Annotated in this window: 19 protein-coding genes; 10 read left to right on the forward strand and 9 right to left on the reverse strand. The window is 44.7% G+C overall.

Annotated elements, in window-relative coordinates; all coding sequences use genetic code 11:
* Nucleotides 1-39 precede the first annotated feature (39 nt).
* Together K0625_RS23445 and K0625_RS23450 are read left to right on the forward strand one after the other, a co-directional pair.
* Nucleotides 40-3,294, forward strand: coding sequence for a type I restriction endonuclease subunit R (locus tag K0625_RS23445; protein WP_220111807.1), 3,255 nt, complete (start codon nucleotides 40-42; stop codon nucleotides 3,292-3,294).
* 2 nt (nucleotides 3,295-3,296) lie between these two features.
* On the forward strand, nucleotides 3,297-4,001 hold the full coding sequence (locus K0625_RS23450) for a M48 family metallopeptidase (RefSeq protein WP_220111808.1): 705 nt from the start codon (nucleotides 3,297-3,299) through the stop codon (nucleotides 3,999-4,001).
* A 233-nt stretch (nucleotides 4,002-4,234) separates the two neighbouring features.
* On the opposite strand, the gene K0625_RS23455 is transcribed toward K0625_RS23450, so the two are convergent.
* The 7 genes from K0625_RS23455 to prmA form a co-directional block, all read right to left on the reverse strand.
* Nucleotides 4,235-4,891, reverse strand: a complete 657-nt coding sequence (locus tag K0625_RS23455; protein ID WP_220111809.1) for a YagK/YfjJ domain-containing protein — start codon at nucleotides 4,889-4,891, stop codon at nucleotides 4,235-4,237.
* Between the two features lie 132 nt (nucleotides 4,892-5,023).
* A complete protein-coding gene (locus K0625_RS23460; RefSeq protein ID WP_220111810.1) occupies nucleotides 5,024-5,248 on the reverse strand; it encodes a helix-turn-helix transcriptional regulator in 225 nt (74 codons plus the stop codon).
* Complete coding sequence (locus tag K0625_RS23465; RefSeq protein WP_232847260.1) at nucleotides 5,238-5,489, reverse strand: AlpA family phage regulatory protein; 252 nt, start codon at nucleotides 5,487-5,489, stop codon at nucleotides 5,238-5,240. The genes K0625_RS23460 and K0625_RS23465 overlap by 11 nt, the downstream gene beginning before the upstream one ends.
* Nucleotides 5,490-5,591: 102 nt before the next feature.
* Entirely contained in the window at nucleotides 5,592-6,404 is an 813-nt protein-coding gene (locus K0625_RS23470; RefSeq protein WP_220111811.1) for a DUF6387 family protein, read from the reverse strand.
* Between the two features lie 113 nt (nucleotides 6,405-6,517).
* Nucleotides 6,518-6,823, reverse strand: a complete 306-nt coding sequence (gene fis / locus K0625_RS23475; protein WP_005496187.1) for a DNA-binding transcriptional regulator Fis — start codon at nucleotides 6,821-6,823, stop codon at nucleotides 6,518-6,520.
* An 18-nt stretch (nucleotides 6,824-6,841) separates the two neighbouring features.
* Nucleotides 6,842-7,810, reverse strand: coding sequence for a tRNA dihydrouridine synthase DusB (dusB, locus tag K0625_RS23480; RefSeq protein ID WP_012323150.1), 969 nt, complete (start codon nucleotides 7,808-7,810; stop codon nucleotides 6,842-6,844).
* Between the two features lie 149 nt (nucleotides 7,811-7,959).
* Nucleotides 7,960-8,841, reverse strand: a complete 882-nt coding sequence (prmA, locus tag K0625_RS23485) for a 50S ribosomal protein L11 methyltransferase (RefSeq protein WP_064792334.1) — start codon at nucleotides 8,839-8,841, stop codon at nucleotides 7,960-7,962.
* 338 nt (nucleotides 8,842-9,179) lie between these two features.
* On the opposite strand from prmA, the gene K0625_RS23490 reads away from it, so the two are divergent.
* The 5 genes from K0625_RS23490 to K0625_RS23510 all read left to right on the forward strand — a co-directional run bounded on the left by K0625_RS23490 (nucleotide 9,180) and on the right by K0625_RS23510 (nucleotide 14,918).
* Complete coding sequence (locus K0625_RS23490; RefSeq protein ID WP_220111812.1) at nucleotides 9,180-9,905, forward strand: fumarate reductase cytochrome b subunit; 726 nt, start codon at nucleotides 9,180-9,182, stop codon at nucleotides 9,903-9,905.
* A gap of 194 nt (nucleotides 9,906-10,099) precedes the next feature.
* Nucleotides 10,100-10,813: a fumarate reductase cytochrome b subunit gene (locus K0625_RS23495; RefSeq protein WP_220111813.1), complete on the forward strand. Its 714-nt coding sequence runs from the start codon at nucleotides 10,100-10,102 to the stop codon at nucleotides 10,811-10,813.
* A 77-nt stretch (nucleotides 10,814-10,890) separates the two neighbouring features.
* Nucleotides 10,891-12,915, forward strand: coding sequence for a fumarate reductase flavoprotein subunit (locus tag K0625_RS23500; RefSeq protein ID WP_220111814.1), 2,025 nt, complete (start codon nucleotides 10,891-10,893; stop codon nucleotides 12,913-12,915).
* The gene (locus K0625_RS23505) at nucleotides 12,912-13,643 is read left to right on the forward strand and encodes a fumarate reductase iron-sulfur subunit (RefSeq protein WP_012323155.1); all 732 of its coding nucleotides are present in this window, start codon (nucleotides 12,912-12,914) and stop codon (nucleotides 13,641-13,643) included. Before K0625_RS23500 ends, K0625_RS23505 begins: the two co-directional genes overlap by 4 nt.
* A gap of 369 nt (nucleotides 13,644-14,012) precedes the next feature.
* Nucleotides 14,013-14,918 (forward strand): LysR family transcriptional regulator, encoded by a 906-nt coding sequence (locus K0625_RS23510; protein WP_220111815.1) that lies wholly within the window; start codon nucleotides 14,013-14,015, stop codon nucleotides 14,916-14,918.
* A 126-nt stretch (nucleotides 14,919-15,044) separates the two neighbouring features.
* Here the strand turns inward: K0625_RS23510 and rho are convergent, their stop codons facing one another.
* Nucleotides 15,045-16,310 carry a transcription termination factor Rho gene (gene rho / locus K0625_RS23515; protein ID WP_012323157.1) on the reverse strand — a complete coding sequence of 422 codons (1,266 nt, stop codon included), beginning with the start codon at nucleotides 16,308-16,310 and terminating at the stop codon, nucleotides 15,045-15,047.
* Between the two features lie 235 nt (nucleotides 16,311-16,545).
* Nucleotides 16,546-16,872 (reverse strand): thioredoxin TrxA, encoded by a 327-nt coding sequence (trxA, locus tag K0625_RS23520; RefSeq protein WP_012323158.1) that lies wholly within the window; start codon nucleotides 16,870-16,872, stop codon nucleotides 16,546-16,548.
* 175 nt (nucleotides 16,873-17,047) lie between these two features.
* Between trxA and rhlB the strand changes: the two genes are divergently transcribed.
* From rhlB to K0625_RS23535, 3 genes are all read left to right on the forward strand, one after another.
* Nucleotides 17,048-18,373, forward strand: coding sequence for an ATP-dependent RNA helicase RhlB (gene rhlB / locus K0625_RS23525; RefSeq protein ID WP_220111816.1), 1,326 nt, complete (start codon nucleotides 17,048-17,050; stop codon nucleotides 18,371-18,373).
* A 12-nt stretch (nucleotides 18,374-18,385) separates the two neighbouring features.
* Nucleotides 18,386-19,321, forward strand: a complete 936-nt coding sequence (locus K0625_RS23530; protein WP_220111817.1) for a Ppx/GppA phosphatase family protein — start codon at nucleotides 18,386-18,388, stop codon at nucleotides 19,319-19,321.
* Nucleotides 19,322-19,732: 411 nt separating this feature from the next.
* A partial coding sequence (locus K0625_RS23535; RefSeq protein WP_220111818.1) for a hypothetical protein occupies nucleotides 19,733-19,991 on the forward strand: 259 nt, incomplete at its 3' end.

Raw genomic sequence — 19,991 nt, forward strand, 5'->3', positions numbered from 1 at the left:
AGTGCACTCTCCTTATATTGTTCTTAAGAGCCTGCTGTTATGAATCAAGATGAATTTAACAAAGTAGAAGCCCCTGCAATTGAGCAGTTGGTTAGCTTAGGTTGGCACTATATTCAAGGTAAGGCGCTGTCTCCTGAGCACATCAATGCAGAGCGAACCTACCTGCGCGATGTGGTGTTGGTTAAGCGTCTTGAGGCTGCCATAAAGCGGATTAACCCTTGGATAAGTGATGAGAACCTGCGCAAGGTTTCTCGTGAAGTCACGCATCCTAACTGCGCGGCTCTAATGGAGTATAACTACAGCTTTTATCAAACCTTGGTGAGCTACCTATCGGTAGAGCAGGACTTAGGTAAGGGGCGTAAAGGACAAACGGTTAAGCTGGTGGACTTTGAGCGACCTGAAAACAACGAGTTTGTCTGTACAAACCAGTTTAAGGTTGAAGGCGTTAATCAGAAAATCATTCCTGACATTATCTGCTTTGTTAATGGTATCCCACTTGCTGTGATTGAGTGTAAGTCGCCTTATATCTCAAGCCCGATGAGTGAGGGAATTAATCAGTTACGCCGTTACGCAAATTTGCGCCACAGTGAAGATGATGAAGGCGCTGAAAAGCTGTTTTGGTATAACCAACTCATGGTGTCGACCTGTCGAGACCAAGCTAAAGTTGGCACCATCAGCTCAAGCGCACAGCATTATGGTGATTGGAAAGATGCTTTTCCCTTCTCTGATAAACAAATAGCTGATGAACAGCTCGCGCAGCAATTATTGCAGAGTAACGTAATAGGTTTACATTCTCGTATTGAGATTGAATTACCTGATGATGCGCTGTCTGGTGAAAAGGGGAGTGTGCTTGAATCAGCTGATGAACTACAGAAAGTGGCAGAGCCTGCTGTAAGCTATGAAGCACTTACCCATGTGACTGCGCAGCAGAGATTGCTCGCGGGGATGTTCAGCACGGCTAACTTTCTCGATATTCTGCAAAACTTCATTCTGTTTGAAACTGATGATGGTCGCTTAATCAAAAAGGTTGCCCGTTATCAGCAATACCGTGCTGTGAACAAGGTCATCGAACGCCTTAAGAGTGGCACGGATAGACGAGAGAAGTCTGGAGTCGTTTGGCACACCCAGGGTAGTGGTAAGTCGTTAACTATGGTGATGTTGGCGGTGAAGATGCGCCGCGACCCTGAGCTTAAACAGTACAAGCTAGTGTTCATTACCGACCGTACTCAACTTGATGAGCAGCTTTCTAATACCTTCCGTGATGCTCAGGGAGAAACCGTATATAACGCGGGTTCGGTGGCGCAATTAAAAGAACTACTTAAGAAAGACAGCTCTGATTTAGTCACTGCCATGGTGCAGAAGTTCTCCGATTTAGAGAAAGAGACGGAAAAAGAGCAAGCAGAGCAGAAAGGCGTTGCGGCAGGTTTTACGGATCTTAACCCTAGCGACAAGATTATTGTGCTTGCTGATGAAGCGCACCGAACACAATTTGGTGGCTTGGCGATGACCATCAATGCGGCATTGCCAAATGCGCCAAAGATAGGCTTCACTGGTACGCCATTGCTCAAGACCCAGAAGATGGGACAAGCCTTCGGTGGTTATATCGATGAATACAAGATTAACCAAGCGGTAGAAGACGGTGCAACAGTTAAGCTGTTGTACGAAGGGCGTGAAGTGATCTCAGAAGTTGCTGGGGAGTCACTGGATAAGCTGTTTGAAGAATACTTTGGTGAATACACTGCAGAAGAGCAGCGGGAAATTAAAAAGAAATACGGTGTTGAACGTGCGGTAAGAGAAGCGCCAGCGCGTATTCGCTGGGTGTGTATCGATCTGCTTAAGCACTATAGGGAGCATATTCGCCCCGATGGTTTTAAAGCCATGATAGTGGTGGGGAGTCGCCATGCGGCAGCCATCTTTAAGCAGACCTTAGATGAGCTGGGAGCACCGCCATCTGAAGTGATTATCTCTGGCGACCATAACGACAAAGCGTATATCGCCAAATACACCGATAAGGTTCATCAAAAGAAAGTCATTAGCAACTTCAAAAAGCCTTTCGGCTATGACCGATACGAGAGTGATAAGCAGGGTACTGAAGAGAAGAATAAGAAGTTTGATAACACCGCCTTTCTTATCGTTAAAGATATGCTGCTAACGGGCTTTGATGCACCGATTGCACAGGTAATGTATATCGACCGTAAGCTACAAGACCATACTTTGATGCAAGCCATAGCCCGTGTGAACCGTACGTACAAAGGCAAAAACTGTGGTTATGTCGTCGATTATTATGGTTTGGCGACCCATCTAACCGAAGCCTTAGATCTGTTTAGCAGCGAAGATGTTGAGGGAACGATTCAAAGCTTGAAAGATGAGATCCCCAAATTAAAGGCTAAGCATACCCGTGCTATGTCTTTCTTCAAGGACGTAAAGAGCCGCGATATTGATGAGTGTGTACTGCTTTTAAAAGACGAGGCGGTTCGTGCCCAATTTGATATGGCATTTAAGCAGTTTGCCAAGCAGCTAAATGTGATTTTACCTGATGCCGCAGCGGCACCTTTCATCCCTGATATGAAGTTACTAGGTAAAATCCATAACGCATCTAAAACTCTGTACCGCGATGCAGGCTTGGATATGCATGAAGTCGGTGAGAAGGTTAGACAGCTGGTGGATGAGCATATCCTGAGTACCGGAGTCGACCCTAAAATCCCACCCGTAGATCTATTGGCTGCTAACTTCAAAGAGAGCATTAAGCCTACTAAGTCTGACGAGTCTAAGGCATCAGAAATCGAGAGTGCGATTAAGCACCACATTACGATTAACCTCGATGAAGACCCTGAATACTATCGCTCGTTGAGTTTGCGTTTACGCGACATTATTGAAAAGACCCATGGTAAGTGGGAGCAACAGCTAGAACTGTTATTTGAGTTTGCAGGCGATATCAGTAATGCCCACCAGCAAGCGGCTCAAGGTGTTGGCTTAAGCGAAACCGAATTCGCTTTTTACGGCATTTTGATGGCTGAAGTGACTCAAGTTAGTGACGGTGATGTGATTGATGAAGCTGTGCACGATGCTATTAAAGCTATGACACAAACCTTAGTCGCTATGCTCGATGAAGCGACCGATATCATCGACTTTTTTAACAAGGGGGATGAGGTTAAGCGTATGCAGAAAGAGATTAAACGTGCCGTGTTAGATCAACCTTTCGCCAACCAAGATATCGCAAAAAGTAAGGCACTCGTTGGTGTTCTGCAAGACCGCTTTATGGAGCTGGCGAAAACTAAGTTTGGGAATAAATAGCGGTGAACCTTGAGCAAATTGAAGTTAAAGGACTCTGTGTAGATGTTGTCCGCACCAGTAGAACCAAAACAGCCTCGATTAAGGTCGATGATGGTTTGGTTTCTGTAGTGGTGCCTAAAGCATTAGAGATTGAGCGTATTAAGCAGCTGGTGGCTGATAAGTATCTTTGGATAATCCAAAAGATTGCACTGCATGAAGAGTCAAAGCCTGCTAGTGATAGAGAGTTTATCTCTGGAGAAGCCTACGCCTATCTAGGGCGTAATTATCGTCTCAAAGTAATAGCAGGAGCCTATACCCCTGTAAAGCTTATTCAGGGGCGGCTGGTCGCTACACTGCCCGATGGTGCTAAGCGAAGTAACTTAGTTCGAGATGCTGTGATCCGTTGGTATAAGCTCAATGCCTTACGCAAGATTAAAGAGAAGGTGAGGCGCTACTCAAAGGTTATGGGCTTAGAGCCTAAATCTATCGATATCAAAACATTCAAGAGTCGCTGGGGAAGTTGTAGCCCAAAGGGCGAACTCGATTTTAATTGGGTTATCGTGATGGCTCCTAACCGCGTGGTTGATTACGTGGTGATCCATGAGCTGTGCCATCTGAAACAGCTCGACCATTCCCCCAAATTTTGGAAAGAAGTAGAGCGAGTCATGCCTGATTACGCCGAGCACAAAGAGTGGCTCAAGGTGAACTCAGGTAAGCTGGTTGTCTAGTTTGGTGATCGATCTCTTCTTTACAGTATTCTAACTATTCAATTTAATGATCGTTTTATACTTAAAGCCATTAATTATTTGTTTAATAAGGGCTTTACCTGTTTTTTCTTGTTGTGTAAATGTAAACCGTATGCCGATATTTTTTATAAATAATATTTGAGAAAAGAGTACGTCTTCTTAGTGGCTTCCTATTCGCCGATGGGAAGTGTTTACATCTAATTATGCCAACATCATTAATTTGGTCTGCTGCAACTTGATTGATAACGCTTGATTCCTCTTGGGTTTGATTCTTTACTGTAGTTTTTTGCTAGGTAACTTGCTCTGTGTATTGGAAGTTGAAAGCTTTCAGGAGTACATCGTTTAATGAGATAAGTGGCAGATTTAGGCAGCCAAGGCGAAGTATTAGGGTTCATGTAACAGGCTTTTTTTACTTGTTGAAAAACTCCCCATCCAGATCTAGTTTTATGCCCGTTAAGTATAATTATGCAATGGTAATGTGCTTTATCGTTCCTTGGGGCTTGCTCTCGTACCCAAAGGAACCAAACTTTTGAATTATATTGAGTATCTAAATATCTAAGCAATGTTTTACGAAAAGCACTGATAACATTGTTATTGGGTGTTTCTGAGTAAACACGGATATCTACTCTGACTACAAGTAATTTAGAGTATTGGTTAGAGGCTATTAGCAGTAGGTTGATTATAGCTTTCATGATTTTTGAATTGATGCCATGTTCAAAACACATTATTTGGAATAGGTACTCTCGGTAAACAAAAGTTTCTAAAGGAAAGCGCTGAGCGGAAATATTATTAATAACCTGCTTTGGTTCTGGTTTATGACCAGGTGCAAGCTTAGGCCTACCATAGTAATTAGTGAGTTTTTCATTATTCATTTTACTGGCCAAACGTTAAATTTGAGCTGCATTGTTAGGCATGAAAAAGCATCTAGTTTAATTTGATTGCAGTTTGTTGCACTAACAGACCTAAAAAAGCGGCTTATGCCGCTTTATGGGGGACTGTAGAAGTTACTGTTTTTGAGTCTCTATCCAATTAGCGTAACTTGACTCAGGCCAACCAATAGTTCGATTTTGGCTTTTTATTGGTTGAATGAATGTATTTCTTTTTACTCTGCGGTAGAGGGTTGTTCTGTCTATGCCTAAAAGTAATGACATCTCTTGAATACGAATAATACGCTCCATTTTCTTTAGCTCTAGTAATTGCTTAGCTAAAATTCTTGAGTTAGTTTTCATTCATGTCTCCCTCGAACTCTGGTTGTTCTGATATCTGCCCACCAGCACTGACCCAAAACATTAGCTCTGAAAGTCTCCAACCTACAGATCGGTTTCCTAATCGAACTCTTTTAGGGAATCTGCCTAATTTTTCCAATTGATAAGCTTGTGAGCGAGAGATAGAAGTGATTCTTAGGCGTTCGGCTTCACGTATCATTCTATCTTGAGCGTGTATTTGATCGTTATTAGGAGGAATCATCATTTACCTTTGGTCTTGGTTTGTGTTGGGTTAATGATGGCGGTTGTCGGTCTGTGTTTCGGGGTAAAAATGAATTTTCATTTTTACCCCGTTTCTTTTAGATTTTTATAGTAGTCCTATTTTTCTGGAAAGAAGTTCTCGTTCAGAGCGTATGTTTGTTATTAACGGCTTAAGAAAGTCTGGATTGAGTAGGTTGTTTTGATAGAAGACGTTATGGGTTTTCTTAAACTGTTCTATATCGATGGAACCCTCAAACAATAAGTTTATTAGTGCACCTTGGCTTAAAGATAATGGAGCCCAATGCTGATCGTTAAGCTGTTTATGGCTTAAGGAATAAAGTAACAAGTCAAGATAAGGTATTGCTTTATAGGTAAATAATTTCTTGAAACTCTTTTCGTTACTTTTTCGGTTAGATCTTGATCTAGGCTCGGCAACATTGACTTTTAATCGCATGCAATTAAGCAGGTTCTCGATATCTTTTAAGATGGAGTCATTGTCGGCTGTGATATCAACCCCTATTAGTAACCCTTTTTGTTGGTTGTGAAGTGGGAGGAGGTATTCGGGCTCTTGTTGCAGGAGCTCTTCTTGGTTGTCCAGCCTAAAGTTCTCACTGGCAACAAGTAGATCTATGTGATTGAGCGCTGTAACGGATCCTGATTGTCTGCTGTTTGCTTCTTCGGTTAGCTGGTCTGCAATTACAACAAATCCCCGCTCGACTTCTGCCCACTTCTTATCATCTCTTGGTTTTCTACCTGAAGGGAGTGAGGCTAGGTCACAAAGGCGTAACCTGAAATCTAACTCGTTAATAAACTCTTCTACAGTTAGCAAGGCTAAGCATCTATAGTTTTCTATGGAAAACCAAGTGGGCCAAAGTTGATGTTCGTTATTTCTTATTCGAATAGGCTGGGTTGGTTGCATGTCTTAACTGCTCTAGTAAATCACTCGGGGTACATATGGGGGTACATATAAAACAAAACGGGCTTTCCATTGCTGGAAAGCCCGTTCTCTTACAATCACTTAGACGGTTAGTCTTAGTTCATGCCGTATTTCTTTAGTTTCTTACGCAGAGTACCACGGTTGATACCTAGCATGTTTGCTGCACGAGTCTGGTTACCACGAGTGTGCTGCATGATGATATCTAGCAGAGGTGCTTCAACTTCGCTTAACACCATTTCATACACTTCTTCAGCTTCTTGGCCGTCCATCTGAGCGAAGAAGTTAGTTACTGCGCGCTTTACTGCGTCACGTAATAACTGAGGCTTGATAGTACCGTTAGCGGTTTCGATTTTGCCAACTGTAAGCTGATGAGTTTCTGTGTTAGTAGTCTGATCAAACATTCGTATTCTGCTCTTTAATTAATTCTGTGCAATTTCGTCAAAATAGCGTTCCACCATGGAACCTTGTTCTTCAACAGTTTCCAGCCGATTAAATTCGGCGCGGAATGGACGCTGTTCATCTTGGTCCAAATACCATCCAACATGCTTTCTAGCGAAACGGATCCCCTTATATTCACCGTAAAGTGAGTATAAGTTTTTAAGGTGTTCCAGCATCACTTGACGCTTTTCATCCACCTCTACAGGCGCTAGCATGTTACCCGTTTCCAGGTAATGTTGGATCTCTCGGAAAATCCAAGGCCTTCCTTGAGCACCTCGACCTATCATAAGAGCATCAACTCCCGTATGTTCAAGCACAAATTGCGCCTTCTGCGGGGTGGTGATGTCTCCGTTCGCTACAACAGGGATCGAGACATTCTTTTTAATAGCTTTAATCGTGTCGTATTCAGCATTACCTTTATACATGCACTGCCGAGTTCGGCCATGTACGGCTAACGCGGCGATACCACAATCTTCGGCTATCTGGGCGATTTGAACACCGTTCCTGTGCTCCGGGGCCCATCCAGTTCGAATTTTCAGTGTCACGGGGACATCAACTGCAGCGACCACGGCTTGTAAAATTGCTTTTACCTGCACTGGGTCTTGTAGTAGTGCTGAACCCGCTAGCTTTCTATTCACTTTCTTTGCAGGACACCCCATATTGATATCGATGATCTGCGCCCCTTGTTGTACGTTGACAACGGCGGCGTTGGCCATCAATTCAGGGTCTGCACCTGCAATTTGTACTGATCGTATCCCATCTTCACCAGCATGAAGCATCCGCTGGCGGCTTTTATCTGTATCCCAAACATCGGGATTAGATGAAAGCATCTCTGACACCGCCATGGCAGCGCCATATCGAAGACAAAGATTTCTAAAGGCTTGGTCTGTGACACCTGCCATTGGTGCCACGATCAGCTGATTTTTCAGTTGATAGGGTCCAATCTGCATTTTCAACATACCTAGAGCTTCAAAGGGGCGCTATAGTACGCCTTTTTTGAGCCAGTGAAAAGGTCAATAAATGACCTGAGCGAAACTTTTTTTCTTGACTTTTGCAAGGCGCGAACTCTGTGGTAGCACGCGGTGTGCTACCGCTAGCGTTATTTACGTATTCCTGTCAAGCGGCTCCACTCCTCTTTGTGAGCGGGCTCATCCATATCAAACCACTGAGTATAAAACTCTGCAACTTCGAGTGCTTGCTCTTGTAATAGGCCTGATAGCGCCAATTGTCCACCGGGTTTAACTTTTTCTGCAATCAGTGGCGCTAACTCTCTCAGTGGGCCTGCAAGTATGTTGGCGACTAAGATATCGGCTTTAAGGTTTTCAGGCTGATCTTCTGGTAGATAGAGTGCTAATTGATCTTCTACGCCATTTCGCTCTGCGTTTGCTTTAGAGGCATCGATAGCTTGGTAATCGATATCGATCCCCGTGACCTTAGTTGCACCAAGTTTCAGTGCTGCGACCGCTAAAATACCTGAGCCACAGCCAAAGTCGATCACCTCTTTATTGTCGAAGTTGAGGCTATCTAACCACTCTAGACACAGAGCCGTTGTTGGGTGAGTACCTGTACCGAAGGCAAGACCTGGATCGAGAATAATATTGACCGCTTCTGGATCGGGGATCTCACGCCAGCTTGGACAGATCCATAAACGCTCACCAAACTTAATGGGGTGGAAGTTATCCATCCATTCACGTTCCCAATCTTTATCTTCAACTTGTTCAATTTTATAGCTGAAATCAGCGCCTAGAAACGGCTGTAGCTTTAAATTGTCAACCACTATGCTCAGGTCGCGATCGGCTTCGAACAGGGCTGTCAGCACCGTGTGGTTCCACAGGGGCGTTTCGCCTAATGTAGGCTCAAAAATGGGTGTGTCTTTACCATCTTCTAATGTGATAGAGAGTGACCCCTCCTCCATCAGTAGATCGCTGAGTGTGTCGGCATGTTGATTATCGGTATCGATTTTTAACTGGATCCAAGGCATATGGGATCGTCTCTTGTAACTGCTGCAATGGGCGCATTGTAACATGGGGCATTTGAAGAGTGAGAAGATCTTGGGGCTAAAGTTTACTTATGGTTATGGTAAAAAATTGAAACACATTATTTGGAAATGAGATTGTTCGTTTGAATGTGGGTTGTAACCTTTTGAATTTATCTGGTTAATTGGTATTACCTCTGTTTCTATTTTGCATATTGTTTGTGATGTGGCTCAAAAAAACAGCGCTGAAGGAGTGAGCTTTATCACGATCCGTAAGCGGGATTATTTTTAAGGCTGTGCTTATTGCTAAGGTGTATAGATTGTAATAATGGCCTGATAAGAAGATGACAATTAAAACCCTACTCCCCACCTCGAGCATTGCTGGTTTAGCTGGTAACCCTTGGTCTGCCAAAGCGGATAAGATACAGAGTGCCACTGGGTTGTTGCTCGGGTGTTTTTTACTGGCTCACCTGCATTTTGAATCGAGTATTCTGCTCGGGAAAGATGCTTTTTATCAGGTGGTACAGATTTTAGAGGGGGGCATGTTTAGCGAGTCCGGCCATGGTTTTCCTCTGGTCACTAAGATTTTCTCGGTATTTATTCTTCTTGTGGTGATTCTACACGCCGCTGTTGCGTTGCGACGCTTTCCTGCTCAGCTTGGCCAGTGGCGAGCGCTTCGTCGCCATATGCATGGCATTAACCATAAAGACAGCCATGCCTGGTTCTGGCAGTTGGTAACCGGTTTTATTCTGTTTTTCTTAGCGCCAGTACATATCTTTACCATGATCACGAATCCAGAGATTGGGCCACATCTCTCGGCTGAGCGTGTCTACCTAGATAACGCTTGGCTGCTCTATGCACTTCTGCTACCTGCCGTTGTTATTCACGCCATGATTGGGCTTTACCGCGTTGCGATTAAGTGGGGTTTTACCGCTAACCGTACAGGTTTACGGAAAGTGATTAAGTTTATGATCATCTATCTCATCACAATTGGCGTGTTGAGCTTAGTGTCATACCTCTTTATTGGCGCAGAGTTAACCACGCCAGTGCAGCCATATGTACCTAACTAGCGATATCTTTAAAGAGTTACGCTGAATATTCGCCAGTAAAAATCGTTTTGTATGAGTATTTTAGTGGTTAATTGATTAATTAATCCTGATTTGATCTGTCTCACAGTATTTGATTGATTTGTGAGCGACATTATCTAAGTGCTTACTTTTTTAACTTAGATAGATGCAAACTCAATGGATCTGATGAGGGTTTTATGGCGATAACTAAAATAAACAATAAAGCAGGTGAGGCTTCTAAGCTAAAAAGCTGGAGTGAGGGGAAAAACTGGAGCGGCAAACTGGACATCAGCCAGAGTGTGTCTGGTGTGATTCTGGCTCTGTTCCTATGGACTCATCTTGTGCTGGTCTCCTCTATTTTATTGGGAGGCGATGCCATGACATGGGTTGCTGGCGTGATGGAGCTTAATTTTTTAAGCCCTGATGGCCATGGCTACCCTTGGGTTGTCTCGCTTATTGCGATAGGTGTTGCTGCGTTAGCACTGGTGCATGTGGTGGTGGCTATTACGAAATTGCCAATGAACTTACGTCAGCAGCTCGCACTTAAAAAGCAGATGAGTGTTATCAATCATGGTGATACTAAGTTATGGGTTTGGCAGGCTCTGACTGGCATCGCTATCTTGTTTCTTCTACCTGTGCATCTGTGGTTAATCGGTGCCGCGCCAGAGACCATAGGTCCTGCAGGCTCTGCGGACAGAATATGGAATGATGGGGTTTGGTTGCTCTATCTGCCTCTGCTCGTCTGTGTTGAGCTTCATGCTGCAATTGGAGTTTACCGTGTGGCGATTAAGTGGGGAGCGGCAAGAGATATTAATACCCGAGCCCGGATGAAGAGAGTTAAAACTGTTATTAGCGTGGTGTTTGTATTGATTGGTATCGCTTCATTATTGGCATTTCTGCCCTATGCATAATGAAGATAAGTGCCGAGTTCCTAGGGATTAGAGCACCTAATCCCGAGATAAAACCTTACGCTTTAAAAGGAGCAAGTGTGAAACTGATATATACGGATTCTTTGGTGGTCGGCGCTGGTTTAGCGGGCTTGCGGGTCGCGATAGCCTCGAAAGAGCGTGGGTTAGATACGGTCGTCCTGTCACTGATCCCTGCTAAACGTTCCCACTCAGCAGCTGCTCAAGGCGGCATGCAGGCGAGCTTAGGCAATACCATTAAGGGGATGGGGGACGACGAAGATGTCCACTTTCAAGATACTGTAAAGGGTTCTGACTGGGGCTGCGATCAAGATGTCGCGCGTATGTTTGCTCACTGTGCGCCAAAAGCGGTACGTGAACTCACCAACTGGGGAGTACCTTGGACTCGGGTGACTAAAGGGCCGCGTCAGGTGGTGGTTAATGCCGAGAAGGTCACTATCGAAGAGGCGGAAGAGGCCCATGGCCTGATTAATGCCCGTGACTTTGGTGGCACTAAAAAGTGGCGTACTTGCTACACGGCTGATGGCACTGGGCACTCGCTGCTCTATGCGGTGGATAATAAGGCTATCTCGTTAGGTATCCCCGTGCATGAGCGGGTCGAAGCTCTCTCTATTATTCATGATGGTAAGCGCTGCCAAGGTGTGGTTGCACGCTGCTTAATCACAGGTGAGTTAAGAGCATATATTGCTAAATCTACCACTATTGCCACTGGTGGCTATGGCCGTATTTATGAGGTCTCCACCAATGCCATTATCTGTGAAGGGATAGGTCAGGCGCTCGCGCTGGAAACTGGCGTCGCTAAGCTTGGCAATATGGAAGCGGTGCAGTTTCATCCAACGGCCATTGTGCCTGTTGGGATCTTAACGACAGAGGGCTGTCGTGGTGATGGGGGTCTGCTGCGTGACAAAGATGGCCACCGTTTTATGCCAGATTATGAACCGGAGAAAAAGGAGCTCGCCTCACGTGATGTAGTGTCTCGACGAATGACCGAGCATATGCGCAAAGGTAAAGGTGTCGACAGCCCTTATGGTCCGCATCTATGGCTCGATATTACCCTGCTTGGACGTAAGCATGTGGAGACCAATCTGCGTGAAGTGAAGGAGATCTGTGAGAACTTTTTAGGGATAGATCCCGCTAAGGACTGGATCCCAGTGCGTCCGACGCAGCACTACTCCATGGGGGGGATTCGAACCGATAAGACAGGACAAAACCCACAACTCAAAGGCTTGTTCAGTGTCGGTGAGGCGGCATGTTGGGATATGCATGGTTTTAATCGGCTCGGCGGTAACTCCCTAGCGGAGACCGTTGTTGGCGGGATGATTATCGGTAAATACGTTGCCGATTTTTGTCAGGAAAATAGCTTAGAGATCGATACTAAGTTAGCTGAGTCTTTTGTCGAGAAGCTAGGTAGCGAAATTGATGAGCTTATCGACGGTGACGGCACGGAAAGTCCATTTGCGCTAAGGAAAGAGATGGAGCGTGTGATGATGGACTATGTGGGGATCTTCCGCAACGGTCCTGAGCTTGAAAAAGCGGTAACAGAGCTTCAGGCACTACTAAAGCGCTCACGTAACATTGGTCTTAAATGCAAAAAGCGTCACGCAAACCCTGAGCTAGTTGAGGCGTTAAGAGTTAAGCGTATGCTAAAAGTTGCTCTGACGGTCGCTTGTGGGGCGGCAGCACGAACAGAGAGCCGTGGTGCTCATGCTCGTGAAGACTTCCCTCAGCGTAACGATAAAGATTGGCTAAACCGCACTTTGGCAAGTTGGCCAGATGAGCATGCACTCTCTCCTGAGCTAAGTTATGAGCAGCTTGATGTGATGAAGATGGAGTTGCCACCGGGATACCGAGGTTACGGCATTAACAATGCGATAGCTCATCCAGATACTGAGAAGCGCGAGCATGAGATCACTGAAATTTTAAGTCAACTTGGTGATGATGCCGATCGTCATCAGCGTCAGCATGCCTTGATGCCATTTGAAGTGCCTGAATCATTGATGCCTAAGAATGAACGGCTGTGTGACACATTAGATAGACCTACTCCCCCTGTAGTGGGTGAAGAGTCCGTAGGAGAGCAAGCGTTATGAGTCAGGGTCGTACACTAACCTTTAATATCTTCCGTTATGATCCACAGGTGAGTGGTGATAAACCTAAGATGGTTAAATATCAGATTGAAGAGACACCTGGGATGTCGGTGTTTATCGCACTGAACCTACTGCGTGAACAGCAAGACAGCTCACTGCAGTTTGATTTTGTTTGCCGAGCTGGGATCTGCGGAAGTTGCGCTATGGTGATCAACGGTTTCCCGACGTTGGCTTGCCGTACATTAACCAGCAAATATCCCCAAGGGGAGATCACCTTGATGCCGCTACCAGGTTTTGAGTTGATTGGCGACCTTTCGGTTAATACCGGTAAATTTATGCGTGAACTGGCTGAGCGTCTAAAGCTGTGGCTCCACCCAGATCAAGATGATGTGGATGTGCATAGATTAGAAGCACCTATGGCCCCGGAGGAGGCAGCTAGACTCTACGAGTTAGAGCGCTGTGTCGAATGCGGTGTGTGTGTGTCAGCTTGTGCAACTAAGCAGATGCGTGAAACCTTTGTTGGGGCGGTTGGCATGATGAAGTTAGCGCGTTTCGAGCTCGATAGCCGCGATACGAGAAGTGTGGAAGATTTCTACCATGTGATCGGTAATCAAGATGGCGTATTTGGCTGTATGACCCTACTAGGTTGCCAGGATAACTGCCCGAAAGATCTGCCTCATATGCAGCAGATAGCGTATCTGCGCCGTAAGATGGCGGTAGCGCTGGTTTAATACCAATCAGTATAAGAAGTTGCTCTACTCAGAGTGTCTTTTAGCAAACTAATTCAAGGCGAATGGATGATATAATGGTTGTTCCCTTATGAGTTCATTCAACGCAGAAGTTGGCCGCCAAAAACACTCCTTACAGGCGAGTTTTAGCGGTTCTGATCCTGCGTTAACGAGCTTAACCGTAGAATAACTATGCTCTTCACTCGTTGTCTTGCCTCAGGACCGCTAAACTCTCGCTGAGCGATCAAATCTTTATACTGACTGGTATCCCCATTTTAAAACTGTTCACTTAAGCCTGCTTTATTTGCAGGCTTTCTTTTTTCTTTAATCCCTCATAGCATGATGCTCAACATCTTTTTGAGGCTTGTGCATATGCAGATAAATGATCTTAAGCTTTTTGTGCGGGTTGCCGATTGCGGCAGTATTACAGCTGCCGCAACTGAGCTGGATATCTCGCCAGCTTCAGCCAGCGCAGCGCTTAAACGCTTAGAGAAACAGCTTGAGACCAGTCTGTTTATCCGTAGTACCCGCAGTCTAAGGTTAACTGATACTGGCGAGCGTTATCTTATCCATTGTCGTAAAGCACTGGCAGACTTAACCTTAGGTCAGCAGGCGATTGATGATGTGAAGGAGAAGATCTCCGGTGTGGTAAAGCTGGCTCTTCCCTCTGATGTAGGCCGAAATGTGTTACTGCCTTGGCTTGATAGTTTTATGGATGAGTATCCAGAGCTTAAAATTAGAGTGCATATCGGCGATACTTTATCGGATTTTTACCATGACAAAATAGATATGGCGCTGAGATCGGGCACCCCGAAAGACTCCTCATTAGTGGCGTTTAAAATCTGCTCTGCTAGACGGGTGCTATGTGCTTCACCCGATTATATTGCCAAGTGGGGAAGGGTGGAGTCTATCGATCAACTTGCCGATCATAACTGTTTGTTTTTTATGTTAGATGAACGCACACACGATCAGTGGAGTTTTACTCAGCAAGGACGTCAATTTAAAGTGAGAGTCACAGGTAATCGCAGCTGTAATGATGCGGATATTACCCGTCGCTGGGCGGTGGCTGGAAAAGGGGTTGTCTATAAGTCATCACTGGATTTAGGTGCAGATATCGTTAAGGGCAACTTAGTGCCTATGTTGACTGATTATCAGGGGGAGGCGGCGGATCTCTATCTAGTGTGTCCCGGGAGGGAACATATGACCCCTGTGATGCTTCTGCTGCGAGATATGCTAAGGCAGAGATGTAAGCAGAGATTGGAAGAGAGTCACGGTTGATAAACATTAAAAAAGCCGCAATATCTGCGGCTTTTTTTATGCTTTCCTAGAACCTAGAACCTAGAACCTAGAACCTAGTACCTAGTACCTAGTACCTAGTACCTAGTACCTAGTACCTGCTAATGTTTAAGTTTTAGCACGCTTCATCGCAGTGAAGAACTCATCGTTAGTCTTGGTCATAGCAAGCTTATCGATAAGGAACTCCATACCTGTGACTTCATCCATTGGATTAAGGATCTTACGTAGGATCCACATCTTCTGTAGCTCATCAGGTGTGGTTAGCTTCTCTTCACGACGAGTGCCTGAGCGGTTGAAGTCGATAGCTGGGAAGACGCGCTTTTCAGCCGCTTTACGAGAAAGGTGTAACTCTTGGTTACCAGTACCTTTAAACTCTTCGTAGATAACTTCATCCATTTTAGAACCAGTATCAACTAGTGCGGTTGCGATAATGGTTAAGCTTCCGCCATGCTCGATGTTACGAGCGGCACCGAAGAAACGCTTTGGACGATGTAGTGCGTTAGCATCAACACCACCAGTAAGTACCTTACCTGATGATGGGATAACTGTGTTGTAAGCACGGGCAAGACGGGTGATTGAGTCGAGTAAGATAACAACGTCTTTCTTGTGCTCAACAAGGCGTTTTGCTTTTTCGATAACCATCTCAGCAACCTGAACGTGACGGCTGGCTGGCTCATCGAAGGTAGAAGCGATCACTTCACCTTTTACCATGCGCTGCATCTCGGTCACTTCCTCAGGACGTTCATCGATAAGAAGAACCATCAATACGACGTCTGGGTTGTTGTAAGTGATGCTTTGAGCCATGTTCTGAAGTAGTAATGTTTTACCCGCTTTTGGCGGTGCAACAATAAGACCACGCTGGCCTTTACCGATTGGTGAACAAAGATCCAAAATTCGTGAAGTAATATCTTCAGTCGAACCATTACCGCGCTCCATGCGAATACGCTCTTCTGCATGTAGTGGGGTAAGGTTTTCAAATAGGATTTTAGAGCGAGAGTTTTCAGGCTTGTCAAAGTTGACTTCAGAGACTTTTAGGAGAGCAAAATAACGTTCGCCCTCTTTAGGTGGTCTAATTTTACCAAAAATGGTATCACCGGTGCGCATGCTAAAGCGACGTATTTGGCTTGGAGATACATAGATATCATCCGGTCCTGCCAAGTAAGAGGCGTCTGCGCTACGAAGGAAGCCAAAACCGTCCTGTAGAATTTCTAATACACCACCACCGAAAATATCTTCACCGCTTTTGGCGTGGGCTTTAAGGATTGAAAATATAATGTCCTGCTTACGAGCACGGGCAGTATTCTCAACTTTCATTTCTTGGGCGAGTAGTACTAAGTCTGAAATCGACTTATCTTTTAGTTCTGATAAATTCATCTTGGTGGGTCTTTTATGCGAGATAATGCTATTTAGATTCAATGGTCATAAACTGATGGGGTATTGAACGAATAGCGAGATGTGGTTAATTAGAAATAGGTATGGTTATTAAAGTAGCACTATAGTGGCTGTGCGTCTAGAAATTTAGCTAAACCCGACACAATTTATTGCATAACTTGTGTCGGGAGTCACTTTAGACCGCTTAATTGATGATTAAGCGGTAAAATTGGGTGATTTATAGTTGTGCGTCAATGAACTCTTTAAGCTGAGTCTTTGAAAGTGCGCCAACTTTAGTGCTAGCAAGTTCACCGTTTTTGAAAATCAGTAGTGTTGGAATGCCACGAACACCATATTTAGCTGGTGAAACACTGTTCTGGTCAACATTCATCTTGGCGATAGTCACTTTGCCTTCGTACTCTTCAGCAACGTCATCTAAGATAGGAGCAATCATTTTACATGGTCCACACCACTCAGCCCAAAAGTCGACGACTACAGGTAGTGTTGAGTTGATTACGTCATTTTCAAAGCTGTCGTCACTTAGATGTACTATTTTGTCGCTCATGATCTTCTCCAGTTTGGTTGCCATTGCTGGTTTGTTAATGGCTTAACCTGTATATTGGGACTGAAAAATAACTTTTCAAGGCATAAATTTTCGCCTTTAAAGCTAGTTTTTATTATTAGTCGCTATTTCAAACGATTGAGTTTCTTATTGCAACCCTAACTGGTATGCTGCCGCTATGAGCGAAACACATTTATCAAATCAAAAGTTTGCCGACTTTTCTCTGAATAAAGAGATAAAAACAGCACTAAACGAGAGCGGTTTTGAATTTTGCACACCTATTCAAGCCCTATCTTTACCTATTCTATTACAGAAAAAAGATATTGCTGGCCAAGCCCAGACGGGAACAGGCAAAACTTTAGCCTTTCTTGTTGCGACATTTGACCATCTTCTTTCTACTCCCGTTCCTGAAGGACGCCAACTTAATCAGCCTAGAGCGATGATTATGGCGCCTACCCGTGAATTGGCTATTCAGATCGCTAAAGATGCGACGCTTCTTGCTAAGCATACAGGCCTGAAGGTCGGTATTGTCTATGGTGGCGAGAGCTATGACGTTCAGCGTAAGGTGCTGGACAAAGGTGTTGATATTCTTATCGGCACTACGGGTCGTATTATTGATTATGTTCGTCAAGGGATCATCAATCTTAGTGCTATTCAAGCGGTTGTTCTCGATGAAGCCGATCGTATGTTCGATCTCGGTTTTATTAAAGATATTCGCTTCCTTTTCAGGCGTATGCCAGATGCTAAATCGCGTCTGAATATGCTGTTTTCTGCCACTCTCTCAATGAAGGTGCAGGAGCTAGCTTATGATCATATGAATGAGCCTGAGAAAGTGGTTATCGCGCCCAATGAAAAAACCTCTAAAAATATCAAAGAGGAGATCTTCTATCCATCGATGGATGAGAAGATGCGTCTGCTGCTTTCTCTGATTGAGGAAGATTGGCCGGAAAAAGCGATTGTATTTTCCAATACCAAACACAGCTGTGAAAATGTTTGGTCATGGTTAGAAGGTGACGGGCACCGCGTTGGTTTGTTAACCGGCGATGTACCGCAAAAGAAGCGTATCCGTATTCTTGAGCAGTTCACCGAAGGTAAGCTAGATATACTGGTTGCGACAGATGTCGCGGCACGTGGTCTGCATATCTCTGATGTGTCACATGTGTATAACTATGATCTGCCCGACGACTGTGAAGATTACGTGCACCGTATTGGCCGAACTGGTCGAGCGGGTAAGAAAGGGGTATCAGTTAGCTTTGCATGTGAAGAGTATGCACTCAATCTTCCAGCTATCGAAGAGTACATTACCCACTCTATCCCTGTGACTAACTATGACAGCGAAAGCTTGCTGGATGATATTCCTGCGCCCATTCGTGTCCATAGAAAACACAACAACCGTCCGCAACAGGGCCGCAATAACTCTGGCCGTCCTCAAGGACGAAATGGCAATCGTGCTGGTGGCCGAAATGGTCCACGTCGTCATGATCAAGTACGTAGGCACTCTTAAACGGTTGCATTAATGCCAACAACACCTCTTTATGCGGCGATCACATTAGGATCGAATAGTTTCAATATGTTGGTTGCCAAAACACTTGGTGGCCGACCCGAAATTATCGCGAAATATAAGCGAAAAGTCCGGCTTGCTGAAGGGATCCAAAGTGATGGTTCCCTGAGTGAAGAGGTGATGTTGCGTGGCCTTGATTGCTTATCTATGTTCAGTGATATGCTGAAGAAAGAGGGCGTATCTGTAGATAATATTGCCGTTATTGCCACCGCAACCCTTAGACATATTGCGAATTCCGATGAGTTTTGTCGTCGAGCCCTCCCCATTTTAGGTCACCCTATCGAGATCATCTCAGGCATGCGTGAAGCAGAGTTGATCTACCAAGGTATGGTTGCCACCACTGAGGGAGAGGGGCGTCGCCTAGTGATTGATATTGGTGGCGCGAGCACTGAGTTTATTATCGGTGACGGTGATAAGGTGCTGTTGAAGACCAGTCTACCTATGGGCTGTGTTACCTTTAATGATAAGTTTTTTACCTCTTTTCCCTTCCAGAAATTAGATTTTGATGATGCTAAAGCAGCGGTAAAGTCTGCTCTGGGCGATTACCTGAGCGAGCTTAAGCATTTAGGTTGGCACTGTGTTGTAGGCGCTTCTGGTAGCGTGCAATCTGTGGTGGAACTGCTTAATTATAGGCAAGAGTCAGCTAGCATCACATTAGATGTACTGACCTCACTGCAAGAAGAGGTGTTAACGCAATCTAACCCCTCTATGTTAGCTATCTCTGGCCTTCATAAGGAGAGAGCGCCAACTTTTGCTGCTGGGATCTCAATCTTACTTGCCCTGTTTGAGCTGTTAGAGATTGAGAGTTTGAACCTATCTGGCGGTGCCCTCAGAGAAGGGGTATTGCAGATGTTAGCTCAGAGAGTTGAGGTGGCTAAAGACAGTGCCTAAAGTACAATAATATTTCTCACTCTTATGCTATTTCTGTTTTACATCCTTTCTTATTATCCACTCAATATTTACTATTTTTTATCTCGTTAGCTAGCTAATTTAAAATATTATTAGTGCATTTTTAGTTAAAACCCCCATGGCTAGCTTGTTAGCTATAACGTTAACCCTCCCAGCTTTATAACGCTTAGCCAATACAATTCACACACTCTCCTAACTCATCCTTGCATATGGTTATTGATTTTTTATTCATAAATCATACATATAAATAATTTTGTCAACACCATGTATATTGCATGCAAAATAAAGTATGTGATATAAGTGTTGCCGCTTGGTATCAACTATGTGGTCTGGGGCGTGCCTAGAACCTGTAATGCTGAGAAAAATAACAACTATATTTTGGGAGATGGATAGATGAAGTTTAATCGATTAGCCAAGTTAGTTAGCTTGGCATCTAGTGGCATAGTGGCTCTTTCGGCACCTAGCTACGCTGTAGAGTCAAATGAAGAGAGTGTTGAACGTATTGAGGTCACTGGCTCTAGACTAAATGTATGGTACGCCCCGTTATTGCAAATAATAAAGCAAGATAACAGGAGTTGGTTTGCGCTAATGTATTCAGAGTCTATTGAGACCTTCATTAGTCCCAGCTCTACGATGAGATCCGCGCCAGATT

It is taken from the genome of Shewanella nanhaiensis, from assembly GCF_019457885.1.
Taxonomy (GTDB): domain Bacteria; phylum Pseudomonadota; class Gammaproteobacteria; order Enterobacterales; family Shewanellaceae; genus Shewanella; species Shewanella nanhaiensis.